Here is a 21,684-nt window from a genome sequence, read left to right on the forward strand (position 1 = left end):
CCGAGAAACCTCAGCCGCCGAACTCCTCCAGGCCCTTCAGCGCCTGGTCCAGAAGCGCCTGGCGGCCCTCCAGCTCCTTCGACAGCTTGTCGGCCTTCGCGTTGTTGCCCGCCGCCCGCGCCGTGTCGATCTGCTCGCGGAGCTTGTCCACCGCGGCCTGGAGCTGGCCGGTCAGACCCTCGGCGCGGGCCCGCGCCTCCGGGTTTGTCCGCCGCCACTCCTTCTCCTCGGCCTCCTGCAGGGCGCGCTCCACGGCGTGCAGACGGCCCTCGACCTTGGGACGGGCGTCGCGCGGGACATGGCCGATGGCCTCCCAGCGCTCATTGACCGACCGGAAAGCCGCACGCGCGGCCTTCAGATCCGTCACCGGCAGCAGCTTCTCCGCCTCGGCGGCCAGCTCCTCCTTCAGCTTGAGGTTCTCGGACTGCTCGGCGTCACGCTCGGCGAAGACCCCGCTGCGCGCCGCGAAGAAGACGTCCTGCGCGCCCCGGAAGCGGTTCCACAGATCCTCTTCCGCCTCGCGCTGCGCCCGGCCCGCCGCCTTCCACTGGGCCATCAGCTCGCGGTAGCGGGCCGACGTGCCGCCCCAGTCGGTGGAGCTGGACAGCGCCTCCGCCTCCGCGACCAGCTTCTCCTTCGCCTTGCGCGCCTCCTCGCGCTGCGCGTCCAGCGCGGCGAAGTGGGCCTTGCGGCGCTTGGAGAACGCCGAGCGGGCGTGCGAGAAGCGGTGCCACAGCTCGTCGTCGGACTTGCGGTCCAGCCGCGGCAGCCCCTTCCAGGTGTCCACCAGGCTTCGCAGCCGCTCGCCCGCGGCCCGCCACTGCTCGCTCTGCGCGAGCTCCTCGGCCTCCGCGACCAGCGCCTCCTTGGCCTTCCTGGCCTCGTCGTGCTGCTTGGCCTTCTGCGCCTTGCGCTCCTCGCGCCGCTTCTCCACCGCCTCGACCAGTGCGTCAAGGCGCTTGCCCAGCGCCTCCAGGTCGCCCACCGCATGGTGCTCGTCCACCTGCTGGCGCAGATGGCCGATGGCCGTCATGGCGTCCTTGGCCGACAGATCGGTGGTCTTCACCCGCCGCTCGAGGAGGCCGATCTCGACCACCAAGCCCTCGTACTTGCGCTCGAAATAGGCCAGGGCCTCCTCGGGAGATCCCGCCTGCCACGATCCGACGACCTTCTCGCCCTCGGCAGTACGCACGTACACGGTGCCCGTCTCGTCGACGCGGCCCCACGGGTCGCTGCTCACAGCGCCTCCTCAACCTGATGCCTGCGAGGGGGTCCACCCCCGGGCATCGTCCACAGTTTCCCGGAACGGGCCTCGCCCGCCCTCCGCAGCGTGGTTCCAGACCACGCTGCACAACGCCAATCTAGGCGACCGGCCGCCCGGCTGTCCGCAGTCAGCGCGACCGAAATTCCCTTCTCTCACACCTTGGGGACGGTGGCCTTCTCCATGGTGACGGGCTTCTTCGGGGCGCCGTCGGACGCTCCGCCCTCGACTCCGGCCTTCGCCACGTCCTGCACGAGCTTCAGCCCGTCTTTGTCCATCGTGCCGAACGGCGTGTACGTGGGCGTCAGCTTGCTGTCCTTGTAGACCAGGAAGAACTGGCTGCCGCCGGAGTCCGGGGCGCCCGTGTTGGCCATCGCGACCGTGCCCGCCGGGTAGGTGACCTGCCCGTCCTCGCCCGCCTTGCCCAGCGCGTCCAGGTTCTCGTCGGGGATCGTGTAGCCGGGGCCGCCCGTCCCGTCGCCCTTGGGGTCGCCGCACTGCAGCACGTAGATGCCCTGCGTGGTCAGCCGGTGGCACTTCGTGCCATTGAAGAAACCTTTGTCTGCGAGGGTCTTGAACGAGTTGACTGTGTGCGGGGTCTTCGCCGCGTCCATCGCGATCGAGATGGCGCCCTCGTTCGTCTCGATCGAGAAGGTGTACTTCGCCTTCTTGTCGATGGTCATCTCCGGCGCGGGCGAGCTGCTCTCGGCAGCCGTGGGCTCCGGCGACGGAGTGCTGCCCGCGGCGTCGGCGACGCTCTCCTTGTCCTTGTTGCCGTCCCCGGAGAGCCATCCCGCGCCGGCGGCGACCGCGCCGCCGATCAGCACCACGCCCAGGGCGGACGCGATCGCCGCATTGCGCCGCCTGGCCTTCTTGCGGGCTTCCTCCCGCCGCTGCTGCTGGCGCTCGAACTTCTTCCGGGCGAGCTCCCGCCGCCGCTGGTCGCTGCTGGCCACCGGGTGTTCTCCTTCTCCTGCGATGAGTGGTCTGTCCGGCTGACTGTGCCCGTACCGTATACGGGTTGGCTGTGCGACGAGCACCGCCGGTAGGCTCTGAGCTGTTGCAATCCAATCGTCAACAGGGCTTGCCAGGGCTTGCGGCATTCCTGTCGGACGACAAGCGAAGGACGAATGTGCTTATTGCCGGGTTCCCCGCCGGGGCCTGGGGGACCAACTGCTATCTGGTCGCCCCGGCCGCAGGCGAGGAGTGCGTGATCATCGACCCGGGCCACCAGGCGGCCCAGGGAGTCGAAGAAGCGCTGAAGAAGCATCGGCTCAAGCCCGTCGCCGTCGTGCTCACCCATGGCCATATCGACCATGTCGCCTCCGTCGTCCCGGTGTGCGGCGCGCACGACGTGCCCGCGTGGATCCACCCCGCCGACCGCTACATGATGAGCGACCCGGAAAAGGCGCTCGGCCGCTCCATCGGCATGCCGCTCATGGGCGAGCTGACCGTGGGGGAGCCGGACGACGTCCAGGAGCTCGCCGACGGCGCGACGCTGAGCCTCGCGGGGCTGGACTTCTCCGTCGCCCATGCGCCCGGTCATACCAAGGGGTCGGTGACCTTCCAGATGCCCGAGACGGCGGACATCCCGTCGGTCTTCTTCTCGGGCGATCTGCTCTTCGCCGGCTCCATCGGACGCACGGACCTGCCCGGCGGCGACCACGCCGAGATCCTTGAGTCGCTGGCACGGGTGTGCCTGCCGCTCGACGACTCGACCGTGGTGCTGTCCGGCCACGGCCCCCAGACGACCATCGGCCGCGAGCGTGCGACCAACCCGTACCTTCGGGACGTCGCCGCCGGCCTTGGGAGCGCCGCCGCTCCCCGACGAGGAATGTGACGAGAGACTTCCACGTGAGCACCTTCCAGGCCCCCAAGGGCACCTACGATCTGCTTCCGCCGTCCTCCGCGACCTATCTCGCCGTGCGCGAGGCCATCTCCGCGCCGCTGCGGAACGCGGGCTACGGCTATGTCGAGACGCCCGGATTCGAGAACGTCGAACTGTTCGCGCGCGGCGTCGGCGAATCCACCGACATCGTCACCAAGGAGATGTACGCCTTCGAGACCAAGGGCGGCGACAAGCTGGCGCTGCGCCCCGAAGGCACCGCCTCCGTGCTGCGCGCCGCACTGGAGGCCAACCTCCACAAGGCCGGCAATCTGCCGGTCAAGCTCTGGTACTCGGGCTCGTACTACCGCTACGAGCGCCCCCAGAAGGGCCGCTACCGCCACTTCTCACAGGTCGGCGCGGAGGCGATCGGCGCGGAAGACCCGGTCCTCGACGCCGAGCTGATCATCCTGGCCGACCAGGCGTACCGCTCCCTGGGCCTGAGCCGCTTCCGCATCCTGCTCAACTCGCTCGGCGACAAGGAGTGCCGCCCCGTCTACCGCGAGGCGCTCCAGGACTTCCTGCGCGGGCTCGACCTGGACGAGGACACCCGGCGGCGGGTCGAGATCAACCCGCTGCGGGTCCTCGACGACAAGCGCGCCGAGGTGCAGAAGCAGCTCGTGGGCGCGCCGCTGCTGCGCGACTCCCTGTGCGGGGCGTGCCGGGACTACCACGCCCAGGTGCGGGAGCTGCTCACCGCGGCGGGTGTGGCCTTCGAGGACGACGAGAAGCTGGTGCGTGGTCTCGACTACTACACGCGCACCACGTTCGAGTTCGTCCACGACGGCCTCGGCTCGCAGTCCGCGGTGGGCGGCGGCGGCCGCTACGACGGCCTCTCCGAGATGATCGGCGGCCCCGCGCTGCCGTCCGTCGGCTGGGCGCTCGGCGTCGACCGCACGGTCCTGGCGCTGGAGGCGGAGGGCATCACCCTGGATCTGCCCGCTGCCACGAGCGTGTTCGCCGTGCCGCTCGGCGACGAGGCGCGGCGCGTGCTGTTCGACGTGGTGACCCGGCTGCGCAAGGCGGGCGTCGCCACGGACTTCGCCTTCGGCGGCAGGGGCCTCAAGGGCGCGATGAAAGCCGCCAACCGCAGCGGGGCGCGGTACGCCGTCGTGGCCGGCGAACGCGACCTGGCCGAGGGAGTCGTCCAGCTCAAGGACATGGAGTCCGGCGAGCAGGAGCCCGTCGCCCTCGACGCGATCGTGGAGAAGCTCACCTCACGCCTGGCCTGACGCCACCCGTCAGCTGACGCCCTGGACCGGCACGGGATCGGTCCGGGGCGTTGCGCCCACCGGGCGGCGGCCCGGAGGAGGCGGCCGCGAGCTGACTCCCCCCTGCTAGGGCTCCGCCCCCGCCCCCTTTCTCCTCAAGCGCCGGAGAGGCTGAAATTCAGCCACACCCGCTACACCGCCTACACCGCCTACACCGTCACTCCGGCAGCAGGCCCTGCCGCAGCGCGGTGGTCACCGCCGCCGTGCGGTCGTCGACGCCCAGCTTGCCGAAGATCCGCAGCAGATGGGTCTTGACCGTGGACTCGCCGATGAACAGCCGCCGGCCGATCTCCGCGTTCGTACAGCCCTCGGCCACCAGCCGCAGCACCGCCGTCTCCCGCTCCGAGAGCCTGGGACGCTCGGACCGGCCGCCGCGCAGCTGGTCGACCAGGCGGGCCGCCACGGAGGGGGCGAGGACCGTCTCGCCGCGGGCCGCCGCGCGAATCGCGTCGGCCAGTTCCGTACGGGCGAGGTCCTTGAGCAGATAGCCCGCCGCGCCCGCCTCCACCGCACGGAGGATGTCGGAGTCCGTCTCATACGTCGTCAGCACGATCACCCGGCACGGCAGCCCCGCCGCCCGCATCCGGTTGATCGACTCGACTCCTCCGCCGCCGGGCATCCGCAGATCCATCAGCACGATGTCCGGCCCCAGTTCGGCGCTGAGCGCCTCCGCCTCGGGGCCGCTCGACGCCTCCGCCACCACCTCAAGATCGGGCTCCGCGCCGAGCATCCCGCGCAGGCCCTCCCGTACGACGGGATGGTCGTCGGCGAGCAGAACGCGGATCATGGAAGACTCCTGTCGTCGGCGGACGCCGGGACCGGCTCCGGCGGCCGGCGCTCCGGCGCCGGCAGTCGTACGGACACGGCGGCCCCGCGGCCGGGTGCGCTGACCACCTCCGCGCTGCCGCCCACCTCCGCGGCTCGGGCACGCAGCCCGTTGAGGCCGTACCCCGCGAGCGGTGCCGAGGCGTCGAAGCCGCGCCCCGTGTCCCGTACCGAGAGCCGCAGCTCGGTCTCACCGTATGTGAGCGAGATCGTCACCCCGGCGTCGGGGCCCGCGTGTTTGGTGACATTGGCCAGGGCTTCCTGGCAGGTGCGCAGCGCCACCACCTCCAGCGCCGCGGGCAGCGGCCGGGCCGCGCCGGAGATCCGCACGGCCGCGGTCGGCCCATGGCGTGCGGCGAGCCGTCGCAGTGCGTCCGGCAGCGAGCCGCCGTCGAGATCCGCGGGCGCGCCTCCGGAGACCAGTGCGCGCGCCTCGGCGAGATTCTGCCGGGCGGTGGCGGCCATCAGCTCCAGATGCCGCCGGGCCTGGGGCAGATCCCGCTCCAGCTCCGAGTCGACGGCCTGCACCAGCATCAGCAGACTGGTGAAGCCCTGCGCGAGCGTGTCATGGATCTCCCGGGACATCCGCTCGTGCTCGGCCAGCGCACCCCGTTCCGCCGACAGCCGGGCGATCTCCTCGCGGCTTGCCTCCAGCTCGGCGATGAGGGCCGCCCGCTCCTCGCTCTGCTCGATGATGCGGGTGATCCAGCTGCCGAAGATCGCGGAGAAGGCCAGGGTGACGAGAGCGAAGAGAGTCTGGAGGAACAACTCCCGGCCGTCCGGACGCCACAGCAGGGCCCACCCGGCGACCGGGCCGATGCTGACGGCCGTCACCGCGATCAGCGCCGGCCGCGTCGGCAGCAGCATGAAGCACTGCGGCACCAGGGCGAAGGCGGCGAGCCGCATCTCGCCCGCCAGAGCCGCGGCCGGGAGGAACAGCAGCGCCGCGCCGGTCAGATACCGCCGGGCGCTGCGGCCGTCCGGCCCGAGCACGATCAGCTGGCGGCGGCCGGCCCAGAGGTACCAGGGGGCGAGCAGGGCGAAGAGCGCTCCGGCCGTCACCCGCACGGCGTGCGAGGGCTGGGGCGCGGCGAGGGTGAGGACGAGCGTGGCCACCCAGACGACGGCGTAGTACGCGTCCCAGAGGCGGAAGTCGCGGATCCAGGCGTGGGCCTCGTCCGCCCGGCCCGGAGTGGTCCCGCGTATCGCGTCAGGGCAGGGCCCGCGTACCGCGTCGGCCGCTGCCCCGCGCGCGCTCCCCGGCTCCGTCAGCCGTCCCGGCGGCTTTTCCATCGGAAGGTCATCAGACACAGCGCCAATCCTCCGATGCACCAGGCCCCCAGCACCAAGGCGACCCGTCCGTACTCCCAGCCGCCCGCCTGCTCCAGCACCATGGCCGACTCGGGAAGGAACACCCCGCGCAGCCCCTGGGCCAGCCACTTCAGCGGGAACAGCGCTCCGATGTTCAGCATCCACGAGGGGATGGTGTCGATCGAGATATAGACGCCGGAGATGAACTGGAGCACCAGAAAGGGCAAGACCACCACGGAGCTCGCGCTCTGCCCCGATTTCGGCACGCTGCTGATGGCGATGCCGAGCAGCGCGCAGCCGGTCAGTCCGAGCAGGAGAATCCAGCCGAACCGCAGCCAGGCGCTTGGCTCCGTCGGCAGGTCGACGCCGTAGAAGACCGCGCCCACGGTCAGCAGCGCGGCGGTCTCCAGCAGCCCGGTGACCAGGACCAGCCACACCTTGCCCAGGAAGTAGGCCGCGGGCGGCATCGGAGTGCCGCGCAGCCGCCGCAGCTGCTTCTCGTCCCGCTCGATGGCGATGGAGATGCCCAGCGACTGGAAGCTCGTCGCCATGATGCCCGCCGCGATCATCGCCGGCACATAGAGCTGCGACGCGGTGATGCCCGCGCCCTCCACATCGTCGCTGAAGATCGACGCGAAGAGGAAGAGCAGGACGATCGGGAAGGCGAAGGTGAACACGGCCTGATCCCGCTGGCGGAAGAACTGCTTCACCTCCAGCGCTCCCCGTGCCAGCCCGAGCCGCCAGGCGCCCGGCGGGGTGCCGGGGGCGGTGTGGTGTGCCGCGCCGCGCTCGCCGGCCGCGGTGGTCGCCGTGCTCATCGCGCCTCGCCTTCCGCCGCCATTGCTGTCGCCGTTGCCGCCGCGGACTGCCGCTGTCCGATCAGGCCCAGATAGACGTCCTCCAGGGAGGGCCTGCTGATGGTCAGATCCGGGATCTCGCCGTCGAAGCGCCGCATCAGCTCGGCGACCGTACGGGTCGGCGTGTCCGTCGTACGGGAACGGGCCGTGCCGTCCGGGTCAGTCCAGGCCACCGTCGCCTCAAGGCCATGCGCCTGACGCAGCTGCGCCGCGGTGCCCTCGGCGACCACCCGCCCGGCCGCGACAACCGCCAGCCGGTCGGCGAGCGCCTCGGCCTCCTCCAGATAGTGGGTGGTCAGGACGATGGTGGTGCCCTCGTCGGCCAGCAGCCGGATCAGCTCCCAGAACCGGCGGCGCGCCGCCGGGTCGAACCCGGTCGTCGGCTCGTCGAGGAGCAGCAGCTCCGGAGCGCCGATCACCCCCAGCGCCACATCCAGCCGCCGCCGCTGGCCGCCGGACAGTTCCTTGATCCGCTTGCGTGCCTTCTCCTGGAGGCCGACCAGCGAGATGACCTCGTCCGGATCGCGGGATATCGGGTAATAGCGGGCGAAATGGGTCACAGTTTCGCGTACCGTCAACTCGGCGGGGGCTGATTCATCCTGCCAGACGATGCCGATCCGCGAGCGCCACCGGCGGCCTGAGGACGCCGGGTCCGCGCCCAGAACGCTCACCTCGCCCGCGTCCCGGGAACGGTGGCCCTGGAGGATCTCCACGGTCGTGCTCTTGCCCGCGCCGTTGGGGCCGAGGATGCCGAAGACCTCACCGTGGCGGATGGCCAGGTCCAGACCGTTCACGGCGGTCACATCGCCGTATCGCTTGCGCAGGCCGCGTACGTTCACCGCAAGTTCTGTCATGGACCCCAGCTTTCCGGCAGCACGCGGGCGCCGGGGACGACCAACCAGCCATCCTTATGTCAACCGAACGGTGGATGCTTGGGTGGGTACGGCACAATGTCCGTGCCCAGCAGCTACTGAGCGATGGAACGGATTGACGGATGGCGACTGCAGCGGTTGACGACGTGTCCTCCGACCGGAAGACGGACGGGGACAAGGGGCTGATCGGCGGCGGTCGCGCGTTCGCCTGGATGCTGATCGTCACGGGTGCGGCGGGGCTGCTGGCCGCCTGGGTGATCACGATCGACAAGTTCAAGCTGCTGGAGGATCCGGATTTCACGCCGGGGTGCAGTCTGAATCCGATTGTGTCCTGCGGAAACATCATGGAGAGCGAGCAGGCGTCGGCGTTCGGGTTCCCCAATCCGATGCTGGGGCTGGCCTCGTACGCGGCGGTGATCGCGATCGGGGCGGGGCTGCTCGCGGGGGCGCGGTACCGGCGCTGGTTCTGGCTGGGGCTGAATGCCGGGACGCTGTTCGGGGTGGGGTTCTGCACATGGCTGCAGTACCAGTCGCTGTATGTGATCGGTTCGCTGTGCCTGTGGTGCTGCCTGGCGTGGGTCGCGACGATCGTGATGTTCTGCTATGTGACGCTGCACAACATCCGGCACCGGATCATCAAGGTGCCTGAGGGGCTGCGGCGGGGCCTGCTGGAGTTCCACTGGGTGCCGCCGGTGCTGTGGATCGGGATCATCGGCATGCTGATCCTGACCCGCTGGTGGGACTTCTGGACCAGCTGAACCGCGGGACCAGCTCAACCACGGGGCCAGCTGGACCGCCCCGGACCGGCTGAACCGCGGGCGGCTTGACGGCATTGTCAGTGCCCTGACCTAGGCTTCATCGCGTGGAGCCCGATCTGTTCACCGCAGCAGCCGAGGAGCGCCGGGAGAAGGACCCGTCCGGCAGCCCCCTGGCGGTCCGCATGCGCCCGCGCACCCTCGACGAAGTCGTCGGCCAGCAGCATCTGCTGAAGCCCGGCTCGCCGCTGCGCCGCCTCGTCGGCGAGGCCGGCGGCGGGCCCGCCGGGGCGTCGTCCGTGATCCTGTGGGGGCCTCCCGGCATCGGCAAGACGACTCTCGCCTATGTCGTCTCCCAGGCGACCGACAAGCGCTTCGTCGAGCTGTCCGCGATCACCGCGGGCGTCAAGGAGGTGCGGGCCGTCATCGACGGCGCGCGCCGCGCCGCCGGAGGCTTCGGCAAGGAGACCGTCCTCTTCCTCGACGAGATCCACCGCTTCAGCAAGGCCCAGCAGGACTCACTGCTGCCCGCGGTGGAGAACCGCTGGGTGACGCTGATCGCCGCCACCACCGAGAATCCGTACTTCTCGGTGATCTCACCGCTGCTGTCCCGCTCGCTGCTGCTGACCCTGGAGCCGCTGACCGACGACGATCTGCGCGGGCTGCTGCGCCGGGCCCTGACCGAGGAGCGCGGACTCGGCGGGGCGCTGGAGCTGTCCTCGGAGGCCGAGGCCCATCTGCTGCGGATCGCGGGCGGCGACGCACGCCGCGCGCTGACCGCCCTGGAGGCCGCAGCCGGGGCCGCGCTCGACAAGGGCGAGCAGGAGGTGTCCCTCGCCACCGTCGAGGAGACCGTCGACCGGGCCGCGGTGACCTACGACCGGGACGGCGACCAGCACTATGACGTGGCAAGCGCCCTGATCAAGTCCATCCGCGGCTCGGACGTGGACGCGGCGCTGCACTATCTGGCCCGGATGATCGAGGCGGGGGAGGACCCGCGGTTCATCGCCCGGCGGCTGATGATCTCCGCCAGCGAGGACATCGGCCTGGCCGACCCGACCGCGCTGCCCACCGCGGTGGCCGCCGCGCAGGCCGTGGCGATGATCGGCTTCCCCGAGGCGGCCCTCACCCTCAGCCACGCCACCATCGCCCTGGCGCTGGCCCCCAAGTCGAACGCGGCGACGACCGCGATAGCCGCGGCCCGGCAGGACGTGCGCAACGGGCTGGCGGGTCCCGTCCCGGCCCATCTGCGCGACGGCCACTACAAGGGCGCGGCCGAGCTCGGCCACGCCCAGGGCTATGTCTATCCGCACGATGTCCCCGGCGGCATCGCGGCCCAGCAGTACGCGCCGGACGCGGTGCAGGGGCGGCGCTACTACGAGCCCACGCGGTATGGCGCGGAGGCGCGGTACGCGGACGTGGTGGACCGGGTCCGCGCCCGCCTCCGCGACGACCCCCGCTGAAGCCTCTGCCTCTCCGGGGGCTCCGCCCCCGGACCCCCGGCGCCTCAATCTCCCCCAGCTGCCTCCCCCAGACTCCGTCCGGGGGTACCCCCACGGGGCTTGAATGTGCGGCCTCTTGCGCCTCAAACGCCGGCGGGGCTGGTTTCTGGTCCTTGTGCCTTAGGTGTCGACGGGGCTGGGTGTGGGCGCTCAAGGGGCGGCGGAGCTGGGGTGCGGGCCCCAAGGGGTTGGCGAGCGGGGTTTCCGGTTCCCGCGCCCTCAAGCCCCGGTGGGGCCGGATGTGCGCGCCCAAGCGCTGGGGGCGCGGGGCGGCAGCCCCGTAGCCCTCGCCCGAAGGGGGCTGGGGGCGGAGCCCCCGGTTTCGGGAAGGGGCGGGGGAGGGGAAACAACCCGCCCCGCCCCTTCAGGCCGCCGCCGCCTCGAACAACGCATGCATCGCACGCCGCAGCCCGCTGACATCCCGTACCGGCTCGGGAAAGTCGAAGCGCGCATCGAAACAGCGTTCCCCCGTGATCCGCACCCGCAGACCGAACCGGTCCAGCGCCAGCGGCACCGCCCGCTGGGACGGGTCGCCGGGCGTTTCCGCGCGCTCGCCCAGCAGCCCGCAGAGCGACTGCACCTGGTCGCTGTGCGCGGCGTGCAGATGCTGCAGCAGCTCCGCCTCGTGTGCCACGAGCGGGTCGACGGACGCCCGGGCGAACTCCTCGGGCTCGATCTGCTGCGCGCCCCACAGATCGTCCACCGACGCCTCGCCGACCTCCAGACGGAGCATCATCAGACCCGGCTCGGCCACTCCGGGGGCCGTGGTGAGCCAGCCGGAGACCCACGCGCGCCCGCGGATACGGTGGGGGACGGACACCGGCGCCACATCGGTGATCTCCAGCACAGCGGGCAGCTCGTCGTCCTGGGCGTGGGTGGCGGCCCGCACGGCGGGGGAGTCCGCCGGATACAGCAGGAAAACCTCGCCCTCCGGGCCCGTCGCACGGGCGTGCGGCATCAGCAGCTCGGGAGGCACCCCCTCCAGCCCGGGGATGAGGAGCACCGCGGAGCATGTACTCTGTACGAGAGTTCGTGTGCGCTCGGCTGCTGACGGCATCCGGGCGGTTTCAAGCCCGCTGGGACGCGGCTGACCACGATCTGATCGGACCTCCGTCATGATGTCGATGCTCTGGGCGTCGGCACTGTCTGCGTTGTCTGTGATGGGCGTGGTGTTCCCAGGGCGAGACATGCGATCTCCTTTACTAAGGTGAGCCTAACCTAACCTATATCGGAGGTCTGGAGAACGTGCCTAACCAGTCGCGTCCCAAGGTCAAGAAGTCTCGTGCGCTCGGCATCGCTCTGACGCCGAAGGCCGTCAAGTACTTCGAGGCCCGCCCCTACCCGCCGGGCGAGCACGGCCGCGGTCGCAAGCAGAACTCGGACTACAAGGTGCGTCTGCTTGAGAAGCAGCGTCTGCGCGCCCAGTACGACATCAGCGAGCGCCAGATGGCGCGCGCCTACGACCGCGCCCGCAAGGCCGAGGGCAAGACCGGTGACGCCCTGGTCATCGAGCTTGAGCGCCGCCTCGACGCCCTGGTCCTGCGTTCGGGCATCGCCCGCACCATCTACCAGGCCCGTCAGATGGTCGTCCACGGCCACATCGAGGTCAACGGCACCAAGGTCGACAAGCCGTCCTTCCGTGTCCGTCCCGACGACGTCGTGATGGTCCGCGAGCGCAGCCGTGCCAAGCACCCCTTCCAGGTCGCGCGTGAGGGCGGCTACGCCCCCGAGGGCGAGACCCCGCGCTACCTGCAGGTCAACCTGAAGGCCCTGGCCTTCCGGCTGGACCGCGACCCGCAGCGCAAGGAGATCCCGGTGATCTGCGACGAGCAGCTGGTCGTCGAGTACTACGCCCGCTGATCGAAGGCCTCCGGGCCGTCAGAGCGAGCGCGCTTCAGCCCGCCGCCTCCCCGCCTTGTCCGGTCGGGGAGCCGGCGGGCTCTCGCGTTCCCGAGCTGGTGCCGGAGCTGGCGCCAGCGCCTGTGTCGGCGCCCGTGCCGGTTCCGGCGTCGGTGCCCGCGCCGACGCCCGTGCCTGTCCCTGTGGTCGTACGGCCGCAGGCGATGCCCTCAGCGCCGCCGGGGGCCTCCACAGCCCTCCGCCGCGCCGGAGGCGACGCCAGCGCACGCCGTACGGCCGCCTCCGGCGTCAGCGCACGGCCCTCGCGTTCACAGGCCGCATACCGCTCGGCGCCCAGCGCCTCCCCCGCCCGCCGGGCGCACAGCTCCCGCGGGGCCCCGAAGTGGCCCGACCCGAACAGCGGCAGCCCCACGGCCTCCCACATCGGGGCCGCGGCCCCCTGCAGCACGGCCGCTTCCGCCGGGTCGCCCTCGCTCGCCGTGACCAGAGCCAGCAGCTCGATCGCCAGCACCAGCCCCACTAGGTCGTTGAAGCGGTGATTGATGGCGATGCACTGCGACAGCAGAGTGCGCGCCCGCTCAAGGTCCCCGTCCGTCCACGCCGCATACGCCAGTACGTACAGCGCATACGCACGGGTCCACACCTCCCCGCGGTCCTCGCAGATGCCGCGCACGTCCTCGCACAGCGCCGCCGCGTCCGCCAGCCGGTTCTGGAAGACCAGCGCCATCGCCAGCTCCACCTGGGCCATCAGCACATTGCTGTTCAGCTCGCCGGCCCGCCGATAGGCGCCGAGGGCCGACCGCAGCAGCCTCTCGGCGCGCGGCATGTCGTCCGACACCAGCGCCAGACAGCCCATCCGGTGTTCGGCATAGGCGGCGGCGACCGGATGGTCCGCCCGGGCGGCGCGCTCCCGGCACTCGTACAGCGCTCCCGCGGCCGCCGCGCTGTCGCCCTGCAGAATCGCCACATAGCCCAGCACCCACAGGGCCTTGAGCCGCGCCTCCTCATGGACCGGACGGCCGGGGCCGAGAGCGTCCGGGGCCGCCGCCAGGGCCCTGTCCAGCCAGTGCCTGCCCTCCGCCAGCCGGCCGCATCCCACCCAGCAGAACCACAGCGTCCCGGCCAGATGCTGTCCCAGGTGCGCCTCGTCATCGGTGTCCAGGCACAGTTCGAGCGCCGCCCGCAGATTCGGCAACGCGCTCTGCACACACGCGGCCACCTCGCCCTGACGCGGACTGAACCAGTCCAGTTCGCACCAGGTGGCGAGCCCCACGTACCAGTCCCGGTGGCGTCGGCGCAGCCGCTCGGCGTCCCCCAGCGCCGCCAGCCATGCGGCCCCGTAGACACGCACCGTGTCCAGCATCCGGTAGCGCACGCCCGCCGGGGTCTCCTCGCGGCAGACCACCGACTGGGCGATCAGCTCACCCAGCACATCCAGCACGGACTCCACGGGAAGATCGGGCCCGGTGCAGATGTACTCCACCGCCTCCAGGTCGAACTCACCCGCGAACACCGAAAGCCGCGCCCACAGCAGCCGCTCCTGCGGACTGCACAGCTCATGGCTCCAGCCCACCGCGGCGCGCAGCGTCTGATGGCGCGGCAGGGCGCCGCCGGCCCCGCAGGTCAGCAGTCGGAAGCGGTCGTCAAGGCGCTGCACCAGCTGGGTCAGGGACAGCACCGGCAGCCGGGCCGCCGCGAGTTCCAGCGCCAGCGGAATCCCGTCGAGCCGCCGGCACAGCTCCCGCACCAGATCGCAGTCGTCTCCCCCGGGGCCAAAGCCCGGCAGCACACGGGCCGCGCGGTCAGTGAAGAGCGCCGCGGCATCCGCCTCGGGCAGCGGCGTCAGCGGGAACACCTGCTCGCCCGCCAGCCGCAGCGGTCGGCGGCCCGTCGCGAGCACCGTCAGCCCCGGCGAACCGCGCAGCAGCTCCCGCAGCACCTCCGCGCACTCCTGGGCGAGCTGCTCGACGCCGTCGACGACGAGCAGCAGCTCACGCCGGGCGAGTCGGCGGGCCAGGATCTCGTGCGGCGGCCTGCTGGTGTGGTCGGTGACGCCGAGCGCCTCGATCAGCGTGTGCGCCAGCAGCGTCGGATCGCGCAGCATCGACAGATCGGCGATCCACACCCCGTCGCCGTACCGATTCTGCAGAGCGGCCGCAGCCCGCTCGGCCAGTCGTGACTTGCCCACCCCGCCCGCTCCGACGACCGTCACCAGTCGGCTGTGGGACAGCAGCCTGCCGAGCTCGGCCAGCTCGTCGGCCCGTCCGATGAATCGGTTCAGCTCGGCCGGTAGGTCACTGCGGGAGCGTCGCATGAGACACGGAGCGTACCGGCGTGTATGCGCTGCGTACAGTCCGCTTGCATAACCCCCTTCCCCGGCAGGGCAAATGCGGTATGGGGTGCGACCTGAGGCGCGATAAGGTCGGAGGGCGACGCCAGAAACAACACCAGAAACACAGAAAGCGGTGGAGACGTGTCCGGTGGAGAGGTGGCCGGGATCCTGGTGGCCGTATTCTGGGCGATCCTGGTCTCCTTCCTCGCGGTGGTGCTCGTGAGGCTGGCCCAGACGCTCAGGGCGACCACCCGGCTGGTGACCGAGGTGACCGACCAGGCGGTGCCGCTGCTCGCGGACGCCTCGGCGACGGTCCGCTCCGCCCAGACCCAGCTCGACCGGGTCGACGCCATCGCGTCGGACGTCCAGGAGGTCACCTCCAACGCCTCCGCGCTGTCCACTGCCGTCGCCTCCGCGTTCGGCGGGCCGCTGGTCAAGGTCGCGGCCTTCGGCTACGGAGTGCGCCGGGCCATCGGACGCAGGGCGCCCGCCGAGCCGGAGCGCCGTACCGTGATCGTCGGACGCACCGTGCCGTCCGCGCGGCGAAAGAAGCGGAAGGGCTGACGCTGCGATGTTCCGCCGTACGTTCTGGTTCACCGCGGGCGCGGCAGCCGGCGTGTGGGCCACGACCAAGGTCAACCGCAAGCTCCGGCAGCTGACCCCGGAGAATCTGGCGGCGCAGGCCGCGGACAAGGCCCGGCACAAGGCCGTCGAGACCGGCCAGCGGCTCAGGGACTTCGCGCTGGACGTCCGTACGTCCATGAACCAGCGCGAGGCCGAACTCGGTGAGGCCCTGGGTCTGCACACGCCCGTCGACGCGCCGCCGCGAGCGCGCGCGCTTCCGCCGCAGCGGACGCGGGCCGCCCTCGAACACAGCGAGCCTTCGCAACCCCAGCACCCCAAGAAGTCATACGACCGGAATGAGGACCACTGATGGAGTCGGCTGAAATCCGCCGCCGCTGGCTGAGCTTCTTCGAGGAGCGCGGGCACACCGTCGTGCCTTCGGCGTCGCTCATCGCGGACGACCCGACTCTGCTGCTGGTCCCCGCGGGCATGGTGCCCTTCAAGCCGTACTTCCTCGGCGAGGTCAAGCCGCCCTTCCCGCGCGCCGCCAGCGTGCAGAAGTGCGTGCGCACCCCGGACATCGAAGAGGTCGGCAAGACCACACGGCACGGCACGTTCTTCCAGATGTGCGGCAACTTCTCCTTCGGCGACTACTTCAAGGAAGGCGCCGTCAAGCTCGCCTGGGAGCTGCTGACCACCCCGGTCGAGCACGGCGGCTACGGCCTCGCCGAGGAGAAGCTGTGGATCACCGTCTACGAGGAGGACGACGAGGCCGAGCGGCTCTGGCGTGATGTCGTCGGCGTCCCCGCCGAGCGCATCCAGCGCCTCGGCAAGAAGGACAACTACTGGTCCATGGGCGTCCCCGGCCCCTGTGGCCCCTGTTCCGAGATCAACTACGACCGCGGCCCGGAGTTCGGCGTCGAGGGCGGACCCGCCGTCAACGACGAGCGGTACGTGGAGATCTGGAACCTCGTCTTCATGCAGTACGAGCGGGGCGAGGGCACCGGCAAGGACGACTTCGAGATCCTCGGCGAGCTGCCCAGCAAGAACATCGACACCGGTCTCGGCCTTGAGCGCCTGGCGATGATCCTCCAGGGCGTGCAGAACATGTACGAGACCGACACCCTGCGGGTCGTCATCGACAAGGCCACCGCGCTGACCGGCGTTCAGTACGGGGCCGCCCACGACAGCGATGTCTCCCTGCGCGTGGTCGCCGACCATATGCGCACCTCCGTCATGCTCATCGGCGACGGCGTCACGCCCGGCAACGAAGGCCGCGGCTATGTCCTGCGCCGCATCATGCGCCGCGCCATCCGCAACATGCGGCTGCTGGGCGCTTCCGGGCCGGTCGTCGGAGAGCTCGTCGACACCGTCATCACGACGATGGGCGAGCAGTACCCGGAGCTGGAGACCGACCGCAAGCGCATCGAGACGGTCGCCCTCGCCGAGGAGGCCCGCTTCCTCAAGACGCTCAACGCCGGCACCAACGTCCTCGACGGCGCGGTCAGCGAGGCCAGGAGCGCCGGCTCCACGGTCCTGTCCGGCGACAAGGCCTTCCTGCTCCACGACACCTGGGGCTTCCCGATCGACCTCACCCTGGAGATGGCCGCCGAGCAGGGCCTCACCGTGGACGAGGACGGCTTCCGCCGCCTGATGAAGGAGCAGCGGGAGCGCGCCAAGGCCGACGCCAGGGCCAAGAAGACCGGACATGCCGACGTCTCCGCCTACCGCGAGATCGCCGACGGCTCCGGCGCGACGGAGTTCACCGGCTACACCAACACCGAGGGCGAGACCACCGTCGTCGGCCTCCTGGTCAACGGCGTGCCGTCCCCGGCCGCCTCCGAGGGCGACGAGGTCGAGGTCGTACTCGACCGCACCCCCTTCTACGCCGAAGGCGGCGGCCAGCTCGCCGACACCGGCCGGATCAAGCTGCACAGCGGCGCCGTCGTCCAGGTCCGCGACGTCCAGCAGCCGGTCCCGGGCGTGTCCGTGCACAAGGGCTCCGTCCAGGTCGGCGAGGTGACCGTGGGCTCCACCGCGTACGCCGCGATCGACGTCAAGCGCCGCCGCGCCATCGCCCGCGCCCACAGCGCCACCCACCTCACCCACCAGGCGCTGCGCGACGCCCTGGGCCCCACGGCCGCCCAGGCCGGTTCGGAGAACTCTCCGGGCCGCTTCCGCTTCGACTTCGGCGCTCCGTCCGCCGTGCCCGGCACGGTTCTCACCGATGTCGAGCAGAAGATCAACGAAGTGCTCGCCCGCGAGCTCGAGGTGCATGCCGAGGTCATGCCGATCGACGAGGCCAAGCGGCAGGGCGCCATCGCCGAGTTCGGCGAGAAGTACGGCGAGCAGGTGCGTGTGGTCACCATCGGCGACTTCTCCAAGGAGCTGTGCGGCGGCACGCATGTGCACAACACCGCCCAGCTGGGCCTGGTGAAGCTGCTCGGCGAGTCCTCGATCGGCTCCGGCGTGCGCCGTATCGAGGCGCTGGTCGGCGTGGACGCCTATAACTTCCTCGCCAAGGAGCACACGGTCGTCGCCCAGCTCCAGGAACTGGTCAAGGGCCGTCCCGAGGAGCTGCCCGAGAAGATCTCCGGCATGCTCGCCAAGCTCAAGGACGCCGAGAAGGAGATCGAGAAGTTCCGCGCCGAGAAGGTCCTGGCCGCCGCCGCCGGGCTCGCCGAGGGCGCCCGGGACGTCCGGGGCACGGCCCTGGTCACCGGCCAGGTCCCGGACGGCACCTCCGCCGACGATCTGCGCAAGCTGGTCCTCGACGTCCGCGGCCGCATCCCGGGCGACCGCCCCGCGGTGGTCGCCCTGTTCACCGTGGCGGGCGGCCGCCCGCTGACCGTGATCGCCGCCAACGAGGCCGCCCGTGAGCGCGGACTCAAGGCCGGCGACCTGGTGCGCGCCGCCGCCAAGACGCTGGGCGGCGGCGGTGGCGGCAAGCCGGACGTCGCCCAGGGCGGCGGCCAGAACCCGGACGCCGTAGCCGACGCCATGGCCGCCGTCGAGCGGCTCGTCGCCGAGACCGCGTAAGAGGGCAGGGCAGAGGTATGACCGCCGCGATGCGCAGAGGCCGCCGCCTCGCGATCGACGTCGGGGACGCCCGGATCGGGGTCGCCTCGTGCGACCCCGAAGGGGTCCTCGCCACGCCGGTGGAGACCGTGCCGGGACGCGATGTCCCGGCCGCCCACCGGCGACTGCGCCGACTCGTGGAGGAGTACGAGCCGATCGAGGTGATCGTGGGCCTGCCCCGCTCGCTCAGCGGGCGGGAAGGCCCCGCCGCGGCCAAGATCCGCATCTTCGCGCAGCACCTGGCCCGCTCCATCGCCCCCGTGCCCGTCCGATTGGTCGACGAGAGGATGACCACAGTGACGGCCAGTCAGGGGCTGCGGGCTTCGGGCGTTAAGTCCAAAAAGGGCCGTTCTGTCATCGATCAGGCGGCCGCCGTGGTGATCCTGCAGAACGCTCTGGAGGCCGAACGGGCGTCAGGGGCCCCGCCCGGCGAGGGCGTCGAAGTGGTTGTCTGATCGCGATACGGTAACGTTCCGCGCCAAGCGGCGGTGTTCGAACAGCCGCCGCTCAGCGAAGAGGACGGCTCGTCGGATGGCTGCCTCGTGGCCCTAGGGGATCGATGACTGAGTATGGCCGGGGCCCCGGCTCCCAACCATGGCACCCTGAGGACCCCCTGTACGGGGACCAGGGATGGTCAGGACAGCAGGCCTCGGCCGGCCATGCTCCGTACACCGGCCAGCCGGAGCAGGGCTATGGCCAGTACCCCCAGCAGCCGCAGCAGTACGGCGGTCAGCACGATCCGTATCAGCAGTACGACGCCCAGCAGCACGGCGCACAGCAGTACAACGAGCAGCAATACGGGCAACAGCAGCCACAGGGCCGGTCCGAGCAGTACGGCCAGGACTACGGACAGCAGCAGTACGATCAGCAGTCGTACGGGCAACAGTACGGTGCCTGGGACACCGGACAGCAGACGGCCATGCCCTACGGGGCGGGCATGGCCGACACCTACGGGGGGCAGCAGCCCGGCTATGGCGGCCCTGACGCCGACCCCTACGCCACAGCCGATGCGTACCCCCCACCGCAGCCCCCGCGCCAGCGCCGCAGCGCCCCCGAGCCCGACCCCGCCCCGCAGGCCGGTTCGGACTGGGAGTCCGGGGACCAGGAAGAGGAGAAGCACCCCTTCTTCACAGGCGCCGATGACGACGGCGACGATGTCGCCGCCCCGTCCCGGCGCGGCGGCGGCCGTGACGGCCGCGGCAAGGGCAAAGGACACGGCCCGGGCAAGAAGAAGAGCCGCAACGGACTCGCCTGCCTTGTCGTCGCAGCGGTGTTCGCGGGCGCCCTCGGCGGCGTCGGCTACTTCGGCTACCAGTTCTGGCAAGGGCGCTTCGGCGCGCCCGAGGACTACGCGGGCGGCGGCGCCGGCCAGGTGGACGTCGAGATCCCGGCAGGAGCGGGCCTGGGCGAGATCGGCTCCATCCTCAAGAAGGCGGGCGTCGTCAAGAGCACCGACGCCTTCGTCTCGGCCGCCAACGCCAACCCCAAGGGCAAAACCATCCAGGCGGGCGTCTACCTCCTCAAGAAGGAGATGTCCGCAAAGAGCGCCGTCGAGCTGATGCTCAGCCCGGCCAGCCGCAACAACCTCGTCATCCCCGAGGGCAAGCGGAACGCCTTCATCTACGACCAGATCGACAAGCGGCTCGAAGTGAAGGCGGGCACCACCGCCGCCGTCGCGAAGAAGGAGGCCAAGAACCTCGGCCTTCCGGAGTGGGCCAACGACAACAAGGACATCAAGGACCCGCTCGAAGGCTTCCTCTTCCCGGCCAGCTACCCCGTCGCCAAGGGGATGAAGCCGGAGGACGTCCTGCGGAAGATGGTCGCCCGCGCCAATGAGGAGTTCGGCCGGCAGGACCTCAAGGCGGAGGCGAAGCGGCTCGGGCTCGACTCCCCGCTCCAGGTGCTCACCGTGGCGAGCCTCGTCCAGGCCGAGGGCAAGTACAAGCACGACTTCGACAAGGTGTCCCGCGTCGTCTACAACCGGCTCAAGCCGGACAACGTCGAGACCGTCGGACGCCTGGAATTCGACTCGACGATCAACTATCTCAAGGACCAGAGCAGGCTGGACATCGGCGCGGTCGACGATCTGCGCAAGATCGACGACCCGTACAACACCTACGACATCAAGGGCCTGCCGCCCGGCCCCATCGGCAACCCCGGTCAGTCCGCGTTCAATTCGGCGCTCAAGCCCACACCGGGACCGTGGTATTACTTCGTCTCGATCACCGAGGACGAGACGCTGTTCGCGGTCACCAACGAAGAGCACGAACGCAACCGGCGGAAGTACGAAGAGGCACAGGAGAACAAGGGTCAGTGAGCAGCAGCACAGCCAAGCGCGCGGCAGTCCTCGGATCACCCATCGCCCACTCGCTCTCCCCGGTGCTGCACCGCGCCGCATACGCCGCGCTCGGCCTCGACCAGTGGTCCTATGACCGCTTCGAGGTGGACGAGGCGGCGCTCCCCGGCTTTGTCGCCGGTCTCGACGACAGCTGGGCCGGGCTCTCGCTGACCATGCCGCTGAAGCGGGCGATCATCCCGCTGCTCGACTCCATCACCGAGACCGCGGCCTCCGTGGAGGCCGTCAACACGGTCGTCTTCACCGACGACGGCCGCAAGGCCGGCGACAACACCGACATCCCCGGCATGGTCGCCGCCCTGCGGGAGCGAGGTATCGAGAAGGCCGACGAGGCCGCGGTGCTGGGGGCGGGCGCCACCGCCTCCTCGGCGCTGGCCGCACTGGCCCGGATCTGCACCGGCCCCGTCACCGCCTATGTACGCAGCGAGGCCCGTGCCGACGAGATGCGCGGCTGGGGACGGCGGCTCGGCGTGGAGGTGTGCACCGCCGACTGGAGCCGCGCCGCTGACGCGCTCAGCGCCCCGCTCGTCATCGCCACCACTCCCGCAGGCGCCGCGGACGCACTCGCCGAGTCTGTGCCCGAGCACCCCGGCACCCTGTTCGACGTGCTGTACGACCCCTGGCCGACGCCGCTCGCCGCCGCCTGGTCCGCACGCGGCGGAGCCGTCGTCGGCGGCCTCGATCTGCTCGTCCACCAGGCCGCGCTCCAGGTCGAGCAGATGACCGGACGGACCCCCGCTCCGCTGGCCGCCATGCGGGAGGCCGGAGAGCGGGCGCTCGCCGCCCGCTGACAGGTGGATTCCGCCCGGACCGTCCGCTTACTGGACCACGCGCCGGGTCGCGGGCCGGGACGTGGGAGGATCAGAGGGAGAGGCGGGCCACGGCCGTCCTCCCCCGGGAGGCGCAGCCGGGCCGCGCCGTCGCAGTTCCAGGCGCGAGCGAGCATGAGGAGCAC

At 71.0% G+C, this 21,684-nt stretch carries 19 protein-coding genes; 11 read left to right on the forward strand and 8 right to left on the reverse strand.

Annotated features, from left to right (window positions below; translation table 11 throughout):
- Positions 1-10: 10 nt before the first annotated feature.
- Both OF819_RS24630 and OF819_RS24635 read right to left on the reverse strand, forming a co-directional pair.
- Entirely contained in the window at positions 11-1,240 is a 1,230-nt protein-coding gene (locus OF819_RS24630) for a DUF349 domain-containing protein (protein WP_267245817.1), read from the reverse strand.
- A gap of 176 nt (positions 1,241-1,416) precedes the next feature.
- The gene (locus tag OF819_RS24635) at positions 1,417-2,217 is read right to left on the reverse strand and encodes a peptidylprolyl isomerase (RefSeq protein ID WP_267245818.1); all 801 of its coding nucleotides are present in this window, start codon (positions 2,215-2,217) and stop codon (positions 1,417-1,419) included.
- A gap of 176 nt (positions 2,218-2,393) precedes the next feature.
- Between OF819_RS24635 and OF819_RS24640 the strand changes: the two genes are divergently transcribed.
- Positions 2,394-3,101, forward strand: coding sequence for an MBL fold metallo-hydrolase (locus OF819_RS24640; RefSeq protein ID WP_267245819.1), 708 nt, complete (start codon positions 2,394-2,396; stop codon positions 3,099-3,101).
- Positions 3,102-3,115: 14 nt separating this feature from the next.
- On the forward strand, positions 3,116-4,378 hold the full coding sequence (hisS, locus tag OF819_RS24645; RefSeq protein ID WP_267245820.1) for a histidine--tRNA ligase: 1,263 nt from the start codon (positions 3,116-3,118) through the stop codon (positions 4,376-4,378).
- 196 nt (positions 4,379-4,574) lie between these two features.
- Here hisS and OF819_RS24650 read toward each other — a convergent pair whose 3' ends face one another.
- Genes OF819_RS24650 through OF819_RS24665 form a run of 4 tightly spaced genes read right to left on the reverse strand, consistent with a single transcriptional unit; the run spans position 4,575 to position 8,264 of the window.
- Positions 4,575-5,204, reverse strand: a complete 630-nt coding sequence (locus OF819_RS24650) for a response regulator (RefSeq protein ID WP_267245821.1) — start codon at positions 5,202-5,204, stop codon at positions 4,575-4,577.
- Entirely contained in the window at positions 5,201-6,553 is a 1,353-nt protein-coding gene (locus tag OF819_RS24655; protein ID WP_267245822.1) for a sensor histidine kinase, read from the reverse strand. The genes OF819_RS24650 and OF819_RS24655 overlap by 4 nt, the downstream gene beginning before the upstream one ends.
- Positions 6,511-7,371, reverse strand: a complete 861-nt coding sequence (locus OF819_RS24660; RefSeq protein WP_267245823.1) for an ABC transporter permease — start codon at positions 7,369-7,371, stop codon at positions 6,511-6,513. The genes OF819_RS24655 and OF819_RS24660 overlap by 43 nt, the downstream gene beginning before the upstream one ends.
- The gene (locus OF819_RS24665) at positions 7,368-8,264 is read right to left on the reverse strand and encodes an ABC transporter ATP-binding protein (RefSeq protein WP_267245824.1); all 897 of its coding nucleotides are present in this window, start codon (positions 8,262-8,264) and stop codon (positions 7,368-7,370) included. Before OF819_RS24665 ends, OF819_RS24660 begins: the two co-directional genes overlap by 4 nt.
- Before the next feature lie 140 nt (positions 8,265-8,404).
- Between OF819_RS24665 and OF819_RS24670 the strand changes: the two genes are divergently transcribed.
- Entirely contained in the window at positions 8,405-9,040 is a 636-nt protein-coding gene (locus OF819_RS24670; protein ID WP_267245825.1) for a vitamin K epoxide reductase family protein, read from the forward strand.
- A gap of 104 nt (positions 9,041-9,144) precedes the next feature.
- Positions 9,145-10,500, forward strand: a complete 1,356-nt coding sequence (locus OF819_RS24675; protein WP_267245826.1) for a replication-associated recombination protein A — start codon at positions 9,145-9,147, stop codon at positions 10,498-10,500.
- Between the two features lie 403 nt (positions 10,501-10,903).
- Here OF819_RS24675 and OF819_RS24680 read toward each other — a convergent pair whose 3' ends face one another.
- Positions 10,904-11,596, reverse strand: coding sequence for a DUF2470 domain-containing protein (locus OF819_RS24680; RefSeq protein WP_267245827.1), 693 nt, complete (start codon positions 11,594-11,596; stop codon positions 10,904-10,906).
- A 188-nt stretch (positions 11,597-11,784) separates the two neighbouring features.
- Here OF819_RS24680 and rpsD point away from each other — a divergent pair, with 188 nt between their 5' ends.
- Positions 11,785-12,399: a 30S ribosomal protein S4 gene (gene rpsD, locus OF819_RS24685; protein ID WP_267245828.1), complete on the forward strand. Its 615-nt coding sequence runs from the start codon at positions 11,785-11,787 to the stop codon at positions 12,397-12,399.
- 34 nt (positions 12,400-12,433) lie between these two features.
- Here rpsD and OF819_RS24690 read toward each other — a convergent pair whose 3' ends face one another.
- Positions 12,434-14,713, reverse strand: coding sequence for an ATP-binding protein (locus OF819_RS24690; RefSeq protein ID WP_267245829.1), 2,280 nt, complete (start codon positions 14,711-14,713; stop codon positions 12,434-12,436).
- 159 nt (positions 14,714-14,872) lie between these two features.
- On the opposite strand from OF819_RS24690, the gene OF819_RS24695 reads away from it, so the two are divergent.
- The 6 genes from OF819_RS24695 to OF819_RS24720 all read left to right on the forward strand — a co-directional run bounded on the left by OF819_RS24695 (position 14,873) and on the right by OF819_RS24720 (position 21,520).
- On the forward strand, positions 14,873-15,295 hold the full coding sequence (locus tag OF819_RS24695; RefSeq protein WP_267245830.1) for a DUF948 domain-containing protein: 423 nt from the start codon (positions 14,873-14,875) through the stop codon (positions 15,293-15,295).
- Between the two features lie 7 nt (positions 15,296-15,302).
- The gene (locus OF819_RS24700) at positions 15,303-15,665 is read left to right on the forward strand and encodes a hypothetical protein (RefSeq protein WP_267245831.1); all 363 of its coding nucleotides are present in this window, start codon (positions 15,303-15,305) and stop codon (positions 15,663-15,665) included.
- Positions 15,665-18,334 (forward strand): alanine--tRNA ligase, encoded by a 2,670-nt coding sequence (alaS, locus tag OF819_RS24705; RefSeq protein WP_267245832.1) that lies wholly within the window; start codon positions 15,665-15,667, stop codon positions 18,332-18,334. Before OF819_RS24700 ends, alaS begins: the two co-directional genes overlap by 1 nt.
- 29 nt (positions 18,335-18,363) lie before the next feature.
- A complete protein-coding gene (ruvX, locus tag OF819_RS24710) occupies positions 18,364-18,828 on the forward strand; it encodes a Holliday junction resolvase RuvX (RefSeq protein WP_267245835.1) in 465 nt (154 codons plus the stop codon).
- A gap of 104 nt (positions 18,829-18,932) precedes the next feature.
- On the forward strand, positions 18,933-20,690 hold the full coding sequence (gene mltG / locus OF819_RS24715) for an endolytic transglycosylase MltG (RefSeq protein WP_267245833.1): 1,758 nt from the start codon (positions 18,933-18,935) through the stop codon (positions 20,688-20,690).
- Positions 20,687-21,520 (forward strand): shikimate dehydrogenase, encoded by an 834-nt coding sequence (locus OF819_RS24720; RefSeq protein WP_267245834.1) that lies wholly within the window; start codon positions 20,687-20,689, stop codon positions 21,518-21,520. The genes mltG and OF819_RS24720 overlap by 4 nt, the downstream gene beginning before the upstream one ends.
- The last annotated feature ends 164 nt before the right edge of the window (positions 21,521-21,684 follow it).

The sequence above is a fragment of the Streptomyces sp. PR69 genome, assembly GCF_026420845.1.
Lineage (GTDB): Bacteria > Actinomycetota > Actinomycetes > Streptomycetales > Streptomycetaceae > Streptomyces.

What these genes read in the sequence shown, in the direction of transcription:
- OF819_RS24660 (WP_267245823.1), bottom strand. Translation starts at nt 7,371, where the DNA reads ATGAGCACGGCGACCACCGCGGCCGGCGAGCGCGGCGCGGCACACCAC.
- OF819_RS24665 (WP_267245824.1), bottom strand. Translation starts at nt 8,264, where the DNA reads ATGACAGAACTTGCGGTGAACGTACGCGGCCTGCGCAAGCGATACGGC.
- OF819_RS24670 (WP_267245825.1), top strand. Translation starts at nt 8,405, where the DNA reads ATGGCGACTGCAGCGGTTGACGACGTGTCCTCCGACCGGAAGACGGAC.
- mltG (WP_267245833.1), top strand. Translation starts at nt 18,933, where the DNA reads ATGACTGAGTATGGCCGGGGCCCCGGCTCCCAACCATGGCACCCTGAG.
- OF819_RS24680 (WP_267245827.1), bottom strand. Translation starts at nt 11,596, where the DNA reads ATGCCGTCAGCAGCCGAGCGCACACGAACTCTCGTACAGAGTACATGC.
- OF819_RS24690 (WP_267245829.1), bottom strand. Translation starts at nt 14,713, where the DNA reads ATGCGACGCTCCCGCAGTGACCTACCGGCCGAGCTGAACCGATTCATC.
- alaS (WP_267245832.1), top strand. Translation starts at nt 15,665, where the DNA reads ATGGAGTCGGCTGAAATCCGCCGCCGCTGGCTGAGCTTCTTCGAGGAG.
- OF819_RS24700 (WP_267245831.1), top strand. Translation starts at nt 15,303, where the DNA reads ATGTTCCGCCGTACGTTCTGGTTCACCGCGGGCGCGGCAGCCGGCGTG.
- ruvX (WP_267245835.1), top strand. Translation starts at nt 18,364, where the DNA reads ATGCGCAGAGGCCGCCGCCTCGCGATCGACGTCGGGGACGCCCGGATC.
- OF819_RS24650 (WP_267245821.1), bottom strand. Translation starts at nt 5,204, where the DNA reads ATGATCCGCGTTCTGCTCGCCGACGACCATCCCGTCGTACGGGAGGGC.